The organism is Mycobacterium sp. C31M (genome assembly GCF_053345865.1).
Genome location: NZ_JBKFAX010000001.1, coordinates 1 through 14036 on the forward strand (window position 1 = coordinate 1; position 14036 = coordinate 14036).

Here is a 14036-nt window from a genome sequence, read left to right on the forward strand (position 1 = left end):
TTCGGCGACGCGCGTGGTCTGGTGGCGGCGTTGGCGCTGGGTGCGGACGGGATCAACATGGGCACCCGGTTCATGTGCACCGTGGAGTCCTGCATCCACCAGAACGTCAAGGACGCCATCGTCGAGGGCAATGAGCGCGGCACGGAGCTGATCTTCCGCAGCCTGCACAACACCGCGCGGGTGGCGTCCAACGTCGTCTCGCGTGAGGTGGTGCAGATCCTCAAGGACGGCGGCCAGTTCGAGGACGTCAAGGATCTGGTGGCCGGTGTGCGTGGCCGTCGCGTCTTCGACGAGGGCGACGTCGACGCCGGCATCTGGACCGTCGGCACCGTGATGGGCCTGATCCACGACATCCCCACCTGCGACGAGCTGATCAGCCGCATCGTGGACGAGGCCGAGAACATCATCACCGGCCGGCTGGCGGACATGTCGGTTGTGTCCACCGTAACGCTGTAACTCGATGGACAACATCGCAGATGACGAGGTATCAGTGATCCCGAAACCGATATGCCGGTGGCTCTGCTTCATGACAACCGGCGATACGTCGATACTCGATGATTTGCTGGCGGATGATCTGGTGTTCTACTCACCGGCTGTCTTCAGTCCGCAGGAGGGTGTCCTTACGGCCCGTAGGTACCTCGAAGCTGCTGAACAATTGTTTTCTGACAATGACTTTCGCTACACGCAACAATGGTTCGGCGACTCGGCTGCAGCACTTGAGTTCGAGGCGGAGATCGACGGCATCCATATCAACGGAGTCGACCTGATTCGCTGGAACGAATCGTCCCGAATAGATAGTTTCAAAGTGTTCGTGCGCCCCCTGCGCGGACTACAGACACTTGTCCCGTTGATGGGTGCGCTTCTGGAATCATCAGCTCGGCCACCGAGCGGCCGGCCGTCGGAGTGAATATATCTGAACGACTCAGTGATTCGATTGTTTTCGGCATCGAGAGCGATACGGTGGCCCGGATCACTCTCGATGGCGGTCCAGGTAATCCAATCACCGACGAGCTCGCCGGTGGGCTGGCGGAGGCTGTGGATCGCTGTGTCACCCTGGTGGCAAACGGGCGCGCCCGCGTCATCGTCATCGATGCGGCGGGGCCGGTTTTCTGCGTTGGCGGCGACCTTCATGAATTTGCTGCAGCCGACGACCGCGGTGAACACATCCGACAACTGGCGGACGTGATGCACCGGTCGATCGTTGCGCTCGACGATATCTCGGTTCCCGTCGTGAGCGTGATTCAGGGGACGGTGGCCGGCGGAGGGCTCGGAATTGCGCTGGCCGCAGACATCGTCTTGATGGCCGACACCGCCTCGATACACCTGGCATACACCGCGGTCGGGTTATCCCCGGATTGCGGCGTGACCTGGCAACTGAACGGAAGAATCGGAAGTGCGAAAGCATTCGACCTCGCCTTCACCAACCGACCCCTATCTGCGCCTGAGGCCGCCGAAGCAGGTTTGATCAGCCGTGCCGTGCCTCCTACTGAACTCAAGAGACAAGAGCGGCAGATCATCTCAGCTCTGGTCCAGGGGCCGAAGAATGCGGTCGCCGAAACCAAACGGCTGATCAGAGCTGCCGGCGGAGTCGCATTGCGGATGCACCTGACAGATGAAGCATCCACCATCGCTCGGATGGCGGCGAGTTCTGACGGCATTGAAGGCGTCGACGCGTTTCTGGGCAAGCGGCCGCCCAACTATCGGTGACCAGCAAGTCACCGTCGCGTCTTTCGGCCGTTCACATTCCCCGAAGCCAGTGACGCACTTTTTAATTGATGATAAAATATCGTCATGGCGACACCGCTTCCCCACCCCGCAGACGCTGACTTTCCCGACGTGTATGGGCGGGTCTGGACTCACGATCCCGATCTTCTCCCGAGCTTTTTCACTCCTGATGGCACCTACACCGATGTGGCCATGCGTGGCACTTACGCGGGACGTGAAGGCATTCAGCGTTTTCACCGATGGATGCTGAAGTTTTCTCCGGACTCCCTGATCGTCTTCGGCGAACCGGCGGTTCAAGACGGTCGCGCGTACTACGAGTGGACGTGGAGCGGATCGATCAACGGCCCGTTGCGCCTGCCTGGCGGAGGTTCCATCGATGCCGTCGGGCGTCAGTTCTCCGCGACAGGGATAGCTGCGTGTCGCTTCGACGAGAGAGGATTGCTGACGAGCCACCGCGACTTCTGGGACGTCGGACTCCTCGCCGAACAACTCGGCCACACTATGGTCGCTGCAGAACTGAACTGAGCGTCATTCCACCTTCGATCCCCCTCGATCAGAACATCAATGCGCTGAAAAGCCGGTCCAGAACGGCGCGATCCGCCTCTCCGTTGCCCCCAACGGCGTAAACCAACGAGCGTAGATCGAGTACGCCGCCCCGTTCCGCCGGAAGCGACGATGCCCGTTCGCTGTGAAGGTCGGTCTAGTACGTGTCCCCTTCGTGGACTGGACCGGTGTGGTCGCAGGACAGCCATGTCAGGACCGTTGCCAAATTGGGCAGCAATCGTGTTGCCTGAGCTAGAGCGAGTCCGATGCTGTGCCCCCTGAACCAAGCGCCGTCTACCAATCCGCCAATCGTGATGGGTCGCTGCAGCATTGAGACTCAGTTGAGCCAATTCGGGCGCCGACCTGACGACATCGACAGAGCTGCGGTAACGGTGCCTGAAGAATGGTCGCGAAGTGCGAGCCTGCGGCCACTCCTTTTGAGGTCCCCGGGGATAACGGAAGCATGGCGCACCGATGGAAGTCGAGAACCTGCCGTCACACTGGTCCACCGTCCTGATCCGGAGGGCCACAAGACCTGTGGGCTCCCGACCTTCACAATGTGCGTTCAGACGTAGGCCCACTACCTCGGTCGTAGTGGTCAGCGTGTCGTCCAGTTCGGGGAGGCGACGAATACCCAGCCCGCGAGAGTTGAGATTGGCTTTGACGCGCCCCGTTGCCTGCGTGCTCTGCCCGATCGCGACATCGATCACCAACCCAGGATGCGCCAACAGGTGGCGACTGCAGGTCGCCACTCGGGCCAGTGTGACGTCCAAAGACAGACGCAGGCAGGATCGACTGATGGACAGCAGCAGCACCGTCGATGAGCGTCGCCCTGGGTCACCTTCGAACCGCTGTCCTAGCGCCAACTCATCGAAGTTCGGGCCCACCAAAGGTTTGGCGTTTCCTGCGTGCTACCCACCGAAACCCTCTCAGGCTTGCTTCGTCGGCAGAACGCCGTTCGTGGGATCCGCCGTCAGGTCCGAACCGCCCAGCACGAGAGCGGCGTTCGCCCGCCTAGTCACTAAAGTCATCACAACCAGGAACGTCGCGTACGCCGTCAAGGCTAGCCAGAAGACGAAAATTCCGTTCCACGCAAACGGGCCGGAGAAAAAGAAGTACGCCATGAGGTCCGGCAAGAATGCGAGTGCCACCCAAATATTTACGTAGCCGACCCATCTCGGGAAGGTATTGGCCCGATCGGTGAGCACCGCCGCACCGATGGCGAGGTTCTGGATGATGAAGGGCATGATCGGAGTGAAGAAGATCAACCATACGAGATCGTTGAGGAACATTGTCGACTCCGGCGCCCGCGTCTCCGGCCGGAAAGTGAGGACTGCGAATAGCAACGACGCCAGCAGATTGACCATCACCGTGACTGCGCCGGCACAAAGCTGAATCAGTGACAGCAACGGCAGGCGCCGCTCCATGCGCTGCATGTGCATGGAGACCAGGCCGATGAGCGGCAGGGCCAGGCACACACCCAAGGTGGACAGCATGAAGCCGAACATCCGGCGGGTGGTGTCTGTCGTATAGAACCCGACAACTTCGTCCATGGTGTTCGAAGGCCCGAGCGGAAGCGGCAGCAGACCTGCAATCAGCCAGCCGGCCAGGGTGACAAGAACGGCGGCAACACCGCCCCAGGAACAGAAGTTGAAGATCTTAAGCTTCGTTCGGTCGTCGACATCGGACATCTGCGCGCCTCTTGCTTCTTCTTGGGAAGGAATCTAGTTCAGGACTTTGCAAACCCAACCGCGGACAAATTTGAATCTAGACTAAAATATTGAGACGATCAAAGGCCTAGGGTCCTGAGTCATTAATTCGGGCGCAGTAGTTGGCGATGCTCGCCAGGATTTGGTCGGCGGTCTTAGCCCAGACGTAGGGCTTGGGGTTATCGTTCCAGGCGTCGGTCCAGGCGCGGATGTCAGCGTTGAGTTGTCGGACCGAAGTGTGCGTGCTGCGGCGCGGTTCCTTGGTTGTCAGCTCGGCGAACCAGCGTTCGACGAGGTCATGCCACGAGGAACTGGTTGGGGTGAAGTGCAGACGAATCTGGGATGGTTTGTCAGCCAACGCTTTACTGCAGATGTCTTGTGGGTCAGGCGTTATCCAGGACTAGGTGGACGTCGAGATCGTCGGGGACCTCAGTGTCGATCTTCTTGTGATCCGCCCCGGTGTGTCCGGAGGTTCTCGGATCTGAGTGCCTCCTCGGTGTGAGGGTGCCGTTGGCGATGGTAAAAGAGCACTTCAGCTCGGTCCGGTGTCAGGTCCTGGCAGTAGCCGTTGAGGCGCTGACGGTTGTAGAACGCTACCCATTCGGCGGTGGCCAGCGACAGCTCGGTGGCGCCGGGATAAAATTGATCGCGTCGGTCACGAGCTTCTGGGTCATCTCGGTGGCCACTTTCCAGCCGACGATCTTGCGGGCATGGACATCGGTGACGAAGGCCGTGTAGGCCCAGCCGGCGCGGGTTCGGCAGTAGGTGAAATCGGCCACCCACAATCGGTCGGGTGCGTGCGCGACAAATCGCCGAGCCACGCGGTCTGGTACCCGTGTCGCGGCCGGGTCGGCGATGGTGGTGCGGAACCGGCGCCGCTTGTAGGCACCGCGCAACCTGCGTCAGTCTGATGCTGGCCGGCGGTTTGCCTGTTCACGTCGTCGCCGCGTGGCACGGGCACGCCCCCGCCGTGTCTCTGTCTATCTCTTCCGATGCTCAGCGCGAAGATCTACGCGCCGCGGGCGCCGCACTCTTCGGCTGACGCTCGGCCCATTGAGATCCGCTTGGGACACTGGGCCAAATCCGAGGGCCTGCCGAAATGACGAAACCCGCTCCGACCGAGGTCAGAGCGGGTTTTCTTGGTCGGGCTGACAGGATTTGAACCTGCGACCACTTGACCCCCAGTCAAGTGCGCTACCAAGCTGCGCCACAGCCCGAGTTGCCTTCCGGGATCGCCGGTAGGCGAGCGAAACTCTACCTCAGGCCCCCACCCAAATCCCAACCGCGTCATCCGCCCCGAAAACGGGTACCTCCGGGACGTGGCAGATGACACTCCCCTGTGGCTGTTCGCCGACCAACTCGGCCCGGCGGTCTACGGCGGCGAGCACGCCCACCGCGAGGTCCTGCTCGTCGAGGCGCAGTCCGCGCTGCGCAAGCGCCGCTATCACCGGCAGAAGCTGCACCTGGTGCTCTCCGCGCTCCGGCACGCCCACCACGACCTCGGCGACCGCGCCACCCTGATCCAGGCCGACACCTATACCGACGCCCTCGAACACTTCAACCGGCCCGTGCTCGTCCACGAACCCACCTCGCACGCCGCCGAGAAGTTCGTGCATCGCCTCCGCAAGAAGGGCCTCGTCGCCGACATCCTGCCCACCGCCACTTTCGCCCTGCCCCGCAAGGATTTCCAAGACTGGGCCGGCCAACGCACCCGGTTCCGGATGGAGGATTTCTACCGCGACCAACGCCGCCGCTTCGACGTCCTGATGGAAGGCAAGGATCCCGTCGGCAGCCGCTGGAACTACGACGAGGACAACCGCGAGTCCCCGCCCAAGAAGCAGTCCACCCTCGAAGTGCCCGCACCGTACAAACCCCGCGAGGACGATATCGACGCGCAGGTCCGTAAAGACCTCGATGAGCTGAACCTCGACACCGTCGGCAACGACGGCCCGCGCCTGTTCGCGGTCACCCCGGCCGAGGCGCAGCGGGCACTCAAACGGTTCATCGACCACCGCCTCGCCCTGTTCGGCCGCTACGAGGACGCCATCATGGGCGAGGACTGGTCCATGGCGCACTCCCTGCTGTCGGTACCGCTGAACCTCGGCGTCCTGCACCCGCTGGACGCCGTGGAGGCCGCCGAACGCGCCTACCGCGAGGATGGCGCACCGCTACCGGCCGTCGAGGGATTCATCCGGCAGATCCTCGGCTGGCGTGAATACATGTGGCACCTGTACTGGCACTTCGGCCCCGACTACACCGATCACAACGAACTGAACGCCCGCACCCACCTGCCCGACTGGTGGGCCGACCTGGACTCCGACGCCGTCACCGCCGCCTGCCTGCGCGACGCGCTGCAAGGTGTCCGGGACCGCGGCTGGAACCATCACATCCAACGGCTGATGATCCTGGGAAGCCATGCCCTGCAACGCGGATACCAACCCGAGGAGCTCACCGACTGGTTCGCCACCGCCTACGTGGACGGCTTCCGCTGGGTGATGCCCACCAACGTCGTCGGCATGAGCCAACACGCCGACGGCGGTCTGCTGGCCACCAAGCCCTACACCTCCGGCGGCGCCTACATCAACAAGATGAGCGACCACTGCGGTGACTGCGAGTACGACCCCAAGAAACGCGTCGGCGACGACGCCTGCCCCTTCACCGCCGGCTACTGGGCCTTCACCCACCGCCACCGCGACCGACTGGCCAAGAACATGCGGACCCGCCGGGCGGTGTCATCGATGGACAGGCTCGCCGACCTGAACGCGGTGCTGGAGCAGGAACGCCACCGCGAGACGTTCTAGCGCGTCGGCTCTTCCTCGGCGACCGGGGTCTCCGCCTTGGCCTCCAGTTCCTCGGGCACGTACTGGGGCGCCTTCGAGGTGCGCCAGGCGTAGAACACCAGGCCGGCCCAGGCCACGATGATGGTCACATAGATGACCGTCGACCAGACCCCGGTGATGCCGAAGTACTTGACCAGCTTCTGGCTGTTGGTCAACACGATGACACCACCGACCGCGGTACCCAACAGGGCCGGGCTGACCTTGGTGACCAGCCAGGCCGCGAACGGGGCGGCAATGACACCACCGACGGCCAGGCCCAGCACGATCGGCAGGTTGTCCAGGAACTCCTCGCGCAGCCCGATGAGGAAGCCCAGCGAGGCCGACACCGCCACCAGGAACTCCGAGGCACTGACCGAACCGATGATGGTGCGCGGTGCGGTCTTGCCCTGCGACAACAGGGTGCTGGTGGTCACCGGACCCCAACCGCCACCACCGGAGGCATCGATGAAGCCACCGAACAGGCCCAGCGGGGCAAGGAATTTGGCGGTGTGCGGGGTGTGGGTGCTACGCAGTCCGGGCGGGCGGCCCAGCGAGAACCGCACAAGAACGTAGACGCCGATACCGAGCAGGATCGCGGCCATCAGCGGGGCGGCGTCCTCGGTGGACAGCGACGACAGCACCGTCGCGCCCAGGAATGCACCGACGGCGCCGGGCACACCGAGCTTGGCCACGATGGGCCAGTCGATGTTCTTGAACTTCCAGTGCGACAGACCGGAGGCGAAGGTGGTGCCGACCTCGGCGAGATGCACCGCAGCACTGGCCTGCGCCGCGGCGACGCCGCTCAGCACCAGCAGCGTCGAGGCGGTGACCCCGAAGGCCATGCCCAGCGCACCGTCGACCAGCTGAGCACCGACTCCGACGAGGGCAAAGATGATGAGCGAACGCATATGCGTGGCTTTCGTTCAGGGACCGGGAACCGGCACAGAAGAAGGGTGGACGCGGATCAAACCCGCGGACAACACCATTCACTGAAAGCCATGAGACGACGCGACGGCCAGAACGGCTCCAGGGCAGCAAGCGCCGACGGCGCGGTGCGGAACGCACGCTCAGCCATCGTCATCTCCTACCGTCAACGTCAAGCTCAGGACACGTTACACGGTCAACAACCGGTACAGCCCGATCAATCCCACCACCACGATCACCGCGCGCAGCGCACCGGGCGAGAGCCGCCGCCCGTAGTGCGCGCCGAGGAAACCACCGATCAGCGAACCGACTGCGATCAGCCCGGCCGCGACCCAGCTGATCCGGTCGAACGCGACGACCGTGTACGCGACCGCAGCGACGATGTTGACCAGCAGCGACAGCAGATTCTTGGCGGCATTCATGCGCTGCATGTCCTCAGGCAGCAGCGCCCCCATCACCGCGATCAGCAGGATGCCCTGGGCGGCGGTGAAGTACCCGCCGTACACCCCGACCGCGAAGGTCCCGACGACCAGCGCCGACATTCGACCCACGCTGACGTGATCTGTCGACTGGCCCAGAAAATCCGCCCGCCGGCGTGCCCAGGCCTGAATCTTGGGGCCGATGACCACGAGCACCAGCGCCAGCACCAGCAGGACCGGCACGACCTGTTGGAACACCTTCTCCGGCAGGTGCAGCAACAGCCAGGCGCCGGCGCCGGCGCCGATCAGCGAGGCCGGAATCTGCCAGCGCAGCCGGTTCCACTGACCACGCAGTTCGCGGCGGTAGCCCCAGGTCCCCGACACCCCGCCGGCGACCAGGCCGACGGCATTGGACATGGTGGCGGTGACCGGCGGGAAGCCCAACGCCACCAGCGTGGGGAAGGTGATCAGCGTGCCCGAGCCGACGATCGCGTTGATCGCTCCGGCCCCGACTCCGGCCAGACAGATCAGGATCATGTGGGTCGTCGACACTCCGGCAACCCTACTCAGAGCCGGATCAGCGCTTGGGGCTGCGCCCGATGGTCGCTGCGCTAGCGCTTCGCTCCACGCTTCTCGCGCACCCGGACGTTGATCCGGATCGGGCTGCCCTCGAATCCGAACGTCTCACGCAGTCGACGCTCCAGGAAGCGGCGGTAGCCAGCCTCCAGGAAGCCACTGGTGAACAGCACGAATGTCGGTGGGCGCGACGCCGCCTGGGTGGCGAACAAGATGCGTGGCTGCTTACCGCCGCGCACCGGCGGAGGATTTGCCGCGACGATCTCCTTGAAGAACGTGTTCAGCCGGCCGGTCGGGATCCGGGTGTCCCAAGACGACAGCGCGGTCTCCAGGGCCGGCACCAACTTCTGCACGGCCCGACCGGTTTTCGCCGAGATGTTGACCCGCGGCGCCCACTGCACCTGCACCAGCTCGCGGTCGATCTCCTTGTCCAGCAGGTAGCGCCGGTCCTCGTCGACCAGATCCCATTTGTTGAAGCACAGCACCAGCGCGCGGCCGGCGTCGATCACCATCGACAGCACCCGCAGGTCCTGCTCGGTGAGCGGTACCGAGCCGTCGATCAGCACGATCGCCACCTCGGCGGCGTCGATGGCGCTATGCGTGCGCACCGAGGCGTAGAACTCGTGTCCGCTGGCCTGGCCCACCTTGCGGCGCAGACCGGCAGTGTCGACGAATCGCCATGGCCTGCCATCCAATTCGATCAACGAATCGACGGGGTCGACGGTGGTCCCGGCGACATCGTGCACCACGGAGCGCTCGTCGCCGGCCAACCGGTTCAGCAGCGAGCTCTTACCGACATTGGGCTTGCCGACCAGCGCGACACGCCGCGGCCCACCCGGACCGCCGGTGCCGACCTCGGAGACCTCGGGCAGCTTTTCCAGCACGGTGTCCAGCAGATCGGCGACACCGCGCCCGTGCATGGCGCTGATCGGGTGCGGCTCCCCCAGCCCGAGCGACCACAGGGCCGCAGCGTCCGCCTCGCCGCGCTCGTTGTCGACCTTGTTGGCCGCCAGGTAAACCGGCTTACCGGACCGCTGCAGCTTCTTGGCCGCGGCCTCGTCGGCCGAGGTGGCGCCGGTGACCGCGTCGACCACCATGATGATCGCGTCAGCGGTCTGCATTGCGACTGCGGCCTGATCAGCCACCTTCTGCTGCAGACCCTTGGCGTCGGGTTCCCAGCCGCCGGTGTCCTGCACGACAAAACGCCGGCCCACCCAGTTGGCGTCATAGGACACCCGGTCACGGGTCACCCCGGGGATGTCCTGCACGACGGCCTCACGACGTCCCAGGATCCGGTTCACCAGCGTCGACTTACCGACGTTCGGTCGTCCGACGACCGCCACCACCGGCGGTGGCGCGGCGAACTCCTCATCTACGCCCTCGTCGAAACCAACTGATTCCCAGTCGCTTTCGTCTTCCCAGGTTCCGTCCTGCGTCATCTGCTCGCCCCGACCCGCTGTTGCACCAGATCCTGCAGGTGCGCGACCACACCGGCCTCGTCCATATCGCTGGTGTCCACGATCACCGCGTCATCGGCGGGCCGCAGCGGCGACACCGCACGTGTCGAATCGAGGTGGTCACGCCGTTTCACGTCGGCCAGCACCGCCTCGTAGGTGTCGTCGAGCCCGGCGGCGATGTTCTGCGCGTTACGCCGCCGCGCCCGCTCCTCGGCGGTCGCGGTGAGGAAGATCTTCACATCGGCGTCGGGCAGCACCACGGTGCCGACATCGCGGCCCTCGACGACGACGCCGCCCTCGCCGGCAGCCAGCTCACGCTGCAGCTGTACCAGTCGCGTCCGCACGGCAGGCACCGCCGACACCGCCGACACCGCACCGGTGACCTCGTCACCACGGATCTCCCGGGAGACGTCCTCACCGGCCAGGTAGGCCAGGTCCTGATCCGGGTCGTAACCGACCGCCAGATCGGTACCGTCGGCCACCTCGGCGACCTTGTCGGCATCGGCCAGGTCGACCCCGGCGCGCAACACCGCCAGCGTCACGATCCGGTACATCGCACCGGTGTTCAGGTAGCGCACACCCATGGTGCGCGCCAAACCGCGTGACACCGAGGACTTCCCGGTACCGGCCGGTCCGTCCAGCGCGATCGTCGGTCCCGTGCTCACATTCCCACCGCCTTGTGCAACTCGCCGACCTCTTTGCGGGTCAGCACCCGGATGCTGCCGGGTCGCATTTCCCCCAGGTTCACCGCACCGATATCGGTGCGCACCAACGCCTCCACCGGGAAGCCCACCGAGGCCATCAACCGGCGCACGATGCGTTTACGCCCCTCGTGCAGGGTCACCTTCACCAGCGTCTTGCCGGGCAGCGTGTCGACCACCGCGAAGTCGTCGAGAGCCACCGGCCCGTCGTCGAGTTCGACACCCTCGCGCAGCTTCTTTCCCAGCCCGCGCGGCACCTTGCCGACCACGGTGGCCACATAGGTTTTGGGGATCTCGTAGGACGGATGCATCAGGCGGTGCGCCAATTCCCCGTCGTTGGTGAGGATCAGCAGCCCTTCGGTGTCGGCGTCGAGCCGGCCGACGTGGAACAGATGCTTGTTGCCGCGCACCCGGTGCTCCACCAGATCACCGACACACGGCCGGCCGCGATCGTCGGACATCGTGGAGTGCATACCGCGCTCCTTATTGATGGCCAGGTACATCAGGTCGGAGTCGAGCACGACCCGGGTACCGTCCACCCGGATCTCGGCGTTGTCGGGGTCCACCCGGGTGCCGAGTTCGGTGACGATACGCCCGTCGACCTCCACCCGGCCGTCGGTGATCATGCGTTCGGCGACGCGCCGCGAGGCAATACCCGCCTGCGACAACACCTTCTGTAAACGGACACCGTCCGGCTCGTCCATGTCAGTCCTTGTCCACATCGATGCCCACCGGCGCTTCGGGCGCCGCGGTCGGGCCGTCGAGCTTGGCAAAACGCGGCTCGTCGCTCAGGTTCTCACTCAGGTCGTCGATGACATCCACATCCGGCAGCAGCGGCGCGATGTCGGGCAGATCGGTCAGCGACGACAGTCCCAGCCGCTCCAGGAACAGCTCGGTGGTCGCGAAAGTGACTGCACCGCTGTCGGAGTCGGTCCCGGCCTCGGTGATCAGCCCACGCGCCACCAAGGTTCGGATGACGGCGTCGACGTTCACACCACGCACCGCGCTGACCCGGGCCCGGGTGACCGGCTGGCGGTAGGCCACCACGGCCAACGTTTCCAGTGCGGCACGGGTCAGCTTCGAGCGCGCACCGTCGAGCAGCAGGCGCTCCACATAGGGGGCGTACCGCGCGCGGGTGTACATCCGCCAACCGCCACCGGCCTCACGCAGGTCGATCCCACTGTCGCGGAGGGCGAGCACGGTGGCCAGTTCGGTGAGCGCCGGGGTGATCCGGTCGGCCGGTTCCCCGGTCGCCGAGGCCAGCGCGTCCACGGTCACCGGGGTGTCCACCACCAGCAGCAGCGCCTCCAGCACCGCAGTCAGTTCGGCGTCCTCGAGTGGGTCCGGCGCTTCCGGGGTCTGCGAATCCGACTCGGCGTCCGTGTCGTCTGCCGGGTCGAGTTCGTCGAGGGCGGTGTCGGTCACGTTGTCGGTCATCAGTCTTCTTCCACTGCGGCTGCCAGGTGTTCGTTGGTTGGCCGATCCCCGGTCCACGAAACCTGGAGCACACCGAGCGGTTCTACTTGCTCAAATGCTACCGCCCGAGCCCGGTACAGCTCCAACAGCGCCAGGAAGCTGCCGACGATCTGCATCACGTCACACCCGGACACCAACTCCCCGAACGACGACCAGCCGCCGATCCCGCGTTCCTCCAACAGCCCCATCAACCGCTTGGCCTGCTCGGGGACCGACACCGATTGCACGTGCAGATGGTCCAGTCGCACCGTCGGCACCGGCCGCGGGGTGAAGGCCGTCGCGGCGATCTGAGCGAACCGATCGGCGTCCACACCCAGCATGACCTCGGGCAACAATTCCTCGTAGCGCGGCTCCAGCGATACCGAGCGCGGGTAGCTGCGCAGCGCGGCGGCCTCCAGCTCGGCGAACATGAGCGCGACATGCTTGAACGCGCGGTACTGCAACAGCCGGGCGAACAGCAGATCGCGGACCTCCAGCAGCGCAAGATCGTCCTCGTCGTGCACCTCACCGGCGGGCAGCAGCCGGGCCGCCTTGAGGTCCAGCAGTGTGGCAGCAATCACCAGGAACGCCGTCGTCTCGTCGAGCTCGAGCTGGCGGCCGATCTCCTTGGTGTAGGCGATGAACTCGTCGGTCACCTGGTGCAGCGCCACCTCGGTAACGTCCATGCGGTGCGCGAAGATCAGCTGCAGCAGCAGGTCGAACGGGCCCTCGAAGTTGCTCAGCCGGACCTGGAAACCCTGAGCAGCCTCGTGCGCCTCGGGCTCGGTCACGCGCCGAACCGGGCGATGACCTCGCGGGCCAACGACCGGTAGGCCAGGGCCCCAGTAGATTTCGGCGCCCAGGTGGTGATGGGCTCGCCGGCGACGCTGGTCTCGGGGAACCGCACGGTGCGGGTGATGACGGTGTCGAACACCAGATCGCCGAACCGCTCCACGACGCGGGCCATCACCTCGCGGGCATTGACGGTGCGCGGGTCATACCGGGTCACCAGGATGCCGCTGATATCCAGCTTCGGGTTGAGCCGGTCTCGCACCTTGTCCACGGTGTCGGTCAGCAGGGCCAGACCACGCAACGAGAAGTACTCGCATTCGGTCGGGATGATCACCCCGTCGGCACAGGCCAGACCGTTGACGGTGAGCAGGCCCAGCGACGGCTGGCAGTCGATCAGCACATAGTCGTAGCGGTCCAGCACCGGGTACAGCGCGCGGGCCAGCGACTGTTCGCGGCCGACCTCATTGACCAGCTGGATCTCCGCAGCCGACAGGTCGATATTGCTGGGCACCAGATCCAGACCGCTGACGCGGGTCTTGATCAGCACCTGGTCGATGGACACCCGCGGTTCGATCAGCAGGTTGTGCACGGTGTGGTCGAGCTCGTAGTGCGGCACACCCAGCCCGGCCGACAGTGCACCCTGCGGGTCGAGGTCGACCAGCAGCACCCGGCGGCCGTATTCGGCCAGGCTGGCACCCAGGTTGATGGTCGAGGTGGTCTTACCGACACCACCCTTCTGGTTGCACATGGCGATGACCTTGGCCGGTCCGTGCGACGTCCGCGGTGCAGGTTCGGGGATGTCGCGCGGCGGGCGGCCGGTCAGGCCGAGTTCGACTTGAGGCTCGATGCCGAGGTGGAGGCTGCCGTCGTCGCTCATCCGGCCCCTTCCTCCATGGCGAACATCGCAGCAGAGTCT

Annotated in this window: 14 protein-coding genes, 1 tRNA gene and 3 pseudogenes; 5 read left to right on the top strand and 13 right to left on the bottom strand. The window is 65.0% G+C overall.

Going from position 1 to position 14036, the window contains the following annotated elements:
• The 4 genes from ACLBYA_RS00005 to ACLBYA_RS00020 all read left to right on the top strand — a co-directional run.
• On the top strand, window positions 1-456 hold a 456-nt coding region (locus tag ACLBYA_RS00005; protein ID WP_447707315.1), incomplete at its 5' end, for an NAD(P)H-dependent flavin oxidoreductase.
• A 4-nt stretch (window positions 457-460) separates the two neighbouring features.
• Window positions 461-907: a nuclear transport factor 2 family protein gene (locus ACLBYA_RS00010; protein ID WP_447707316.1), complete on the top strand. Its 447-nt coding sequence runs from the start codon at window positions 461-463 to the stop codon at window positions 905-907.
• The gene (locus ACLBYA_RS00015; protein WP_447707317.1) at window positions 904-1707 is read left to right on the top strand and encodes an enoyl-CoA hydratase/isomerase family protein; all 804 of its coding nucleotides are present in this window, start codon (window positions 904-906) and stop codon (window positions 1705-1707) included. Before ACLBYA_RS00010 ends, ACLBYA_RS00015 begins: the two co-directional genes overlap by 4 nt.
• Window positions 1708-1791: 84 nt before the next feature.
• Window positions 1792-2250 carry a nuclear transport factor 2 family protein gene (locus ACLBYA_RS00020; RefSeq protein ID WP_447707318.1) on the top strand — a complete coding sequence of 153 codons (459 nt, stop codon included), beginning with the start codon at window positions 1792-1794 and terminating at the stop codon, window positions 2248-2250.
• A 28-nt stretch (window positions 2251-2278) separates the two neighbouring features.
• Here ACLBYA_RS00020 and ACLBYA_RS00025 read toward each other — a convergent pair.
• The 5 genes and pseudogenes from ACLBYA_RS00025 to ACLBYA_RS00045 form a co-directional block, all read right to left on the bottom strand.
• Window positions 2279-3158: pseudogene (locus ACLBYA_RS00025) on the bottom strand (acyl dehydratase).
• Window positions 3159-3197: 39 nt separating this feature from the next.
• Window positions 3198-3959, bottom strand: a complete 762-nt coding sequence (locus tag ACLBYA_RS00030) for a hypothetical protein (RefSeq protein ID WP_447707319.1) — start codon at window positions 3957-3959, stop codon at window positions 3198-3200.
• Window positions 3960-4065: 106 nt separating this feature from the next.
• Window positions 4066-4432 (bottom strand): annotated as a pseudogene (locus ACLBYA_RS00035) (transposase); the annotation flags it as partial.
• A gap of 100 nt (window positions 4433-4532) precedes the next feature.
• Window positions 4533-4870 (bottom strand): annotated as a pseudogene (locus ACLBYA_RS00040) (DDE-type integrase/transposase/recombinase); the annotation flags it as partial.
• Window positions 4871-5117: 247 nt separating this feature from the next.
• A tRNA-Pro gene (locus tag ACLBYA_RS00045) sits at window positions 5118-5194 on the bottom strand.
• Window positions 5195-5296: 102 nt separating this feature from the next.
• On the opposite strand from ACLBYA_RS00045, the gene ACLBYA_RS00050 reads away from it, so the two are divergent.
• Window positions 5297-6778: a cryptochrome/photolyase family protein gene (locus ACLBYA_RS00050; protein WP_447707320.1), complete on the top strand. Its 1482-nt coding sequence runs from the start codon at window positions 5297-5299 to the stop codon at window positions 6776-6778.
• Here the strand turns inward: ACLBYA_RS00050 and ACLBYA_RS00055 are convergent.
• From ACLBYA_RS00055 to ACLBYA_RS00090, 8 genes are all read right to left on the bottom strand, one after another.
• Window positions 6775-7704 carry a sulfite exporter TauE/SafE family protein gene (locus tag ACLBYA_RS00055; protein WP_447707321.1) on the bottom strand — a complete coding sequence of 310 codons (930 nt, stop codon included), beginning with the start codon at window positions 7702-7704 and terminating at the stop codon, window positions 6775-6777. The two genes, ACLBYA_RS00050 and ACLBYA_RS00055, sit on opposite strands and share 4 nt — an antisense overlap.
• 204 nt (window positions 7705-7908) lie before the next feature.
• The gene (locus ACLBYA_RS00060) at window positions 7909-8676 is read right to left on the bottom strand and encodes a sulfite exporter TauE/SafE family protein (RefSeq protein ID WP_447707750.1); all 768 of its coding nucleotides are present in this window, start codon (window positions 8674-8676) and stop codon (window positions 7909-7911) included.
• A gap of 74 nt (window positions 8677-8750) precedes the next feature.
• The gene (der, locus tag ACLBYA_RS00065; protein WP_447707322.1) at window positions 8751-10154 is read right to left on the bottom strand and encodes a ribosome biogenesis GTPase Der; all 1404 of its coding nucleotides are present in this window, start codon (window positions 10152-10154) and stop codon (window positions 8751-8753) included.
• Entirely contained in the window at window positions 10151-10837 is a 687-nt protein-coding gene (cmk, locus tag ACLBYA_RS00070; protein ID WP_447707323.1) for a (d)CMP kinase, read from the bottom strand. The genes der and cmk overlap by 4 nt, the downstream gene beginning before the upstream one ends.
• Window positions 10834-11577 carry a pseudouridine synthase gene (locus tag ACLBYA_RS00075; protein WP_447707324.1) on the bottom strand — a complete coding sequence of 248 codons (744 nt, stop codon included), beginning with the start codon at window positions 11575-11577 and terminating at the stop codon, window positions 10834-10836. The genes cmk and ACLBYA_RS00075 overlap by 4 nt, the downstream gene beginning before the upstream one ends.
• Before the next feature lies 1 nt (window position 11578).
• Window positions 11579-12310, bottom strand: a complete 732-nt coding sequence (gene scpB, locus ACLBYA_RS00080) for an SMC-Scp complex subunit ScpB (RefSeq protein WP_447707325.1) — start codon at window positions 12308-12310, stop codon at window positions 11579-11581.
• Window positions 12310-13119, bottom strand: coding sequence for a segregation/condensation protein A (locus ACLBYA_RS00085; protein ID WP_447707326.1), 810 nt, complete (start codon window positions 13117-13119; stop codon window positions 12310-12312). The genes scpB and ACLBYA_RS00085 overlap by 1 nt, the downstream gene beginning before the upstream one ends.
• Window positions 13116-13997, bottom strand: a complete 882-nt coding sequence (locus ACLBYA_RS00090) for a ParA family protein (RefSeq protein WP_447707327.1) — start codon at window positions 13995-13997, stop codon at window positions 13116-13118. The genes ACLBYA_RS00085 and ACLBYA_RS00090 overlap by 4 nt, the downstream gene beginning before the upstream one ends.
• Between the last annotated feature and the right edge of the window lie 39 nt (window positions 13998-14036).

Excerpts from the sequence above, each read along its gene's own strand:
- ACLBYA_RS00030 (WP_447707319.1), bottom strand. The coding sequence starts at position 3,959 with ATGTCCGATGTCGACGACCGAACGAAGCTTAAGATCTTCAACTTCTGT.
- ACLBYA_RS00055 (WP_447707321.1), bottom strand. The coding sequence starts at position 7,704 with ATGCGTTCGCTCATCATCTTTGCCCTCGTCGGAGTCGGTGCTCAGCTG.
- ACLBYA_RS00010 (WP_447707316.1), top strand. The coding sequence starts at position 461 with ATGGACAACATCGCAGATGACGAGGTATCAGTGATCCCGAAACCGATA.
- der (WP_447707322.1), bottom strand. The coding sequence starts at position 10,154 with ATGACGCAGGACGGAACCTGGGAAGACGAAAGCGACTGGGAATCAGTT.
- ACLBYA_RS00090 (WP_447707327.1), bottom strand. The coding sequence starts at position 13,997 with ATGAGCGACGACGGCAGCCTCCACCTCGGCATCGAGCCTCAAGTCGAA.
- ACLBYA_RS00020 (WP_447707318.1), top strand. The coding sequence starts at position 1,792 with ATGGCGACACCGCTTCCCCACCCCGCAGACGCTGACTTTCCCGACGTG.
- ACLBYA_RS00060 (WP_447707750.1), bottom strand. The coding sequence starts at position 8,676 with ATGATCCTGATCTGTCTGGCCGGAGTCGGGGCCGGAGCGATCAACGCG.
- scpB (WP_447707325.1), bottom strand. The coding sequence starts at position 12,310 with ATGACCGACAACGTGACCGACACCGCCCTCGACGAACTCGACCCGGCA.
- ACLBYA_RS00075 (WP_447707324.1), bottom strand. The coding sequence starts at position 11,577 with ATGGACGAGCCGGACGGTGTCCGTTTACAGAAGGTGTTGTCGCAGGCG.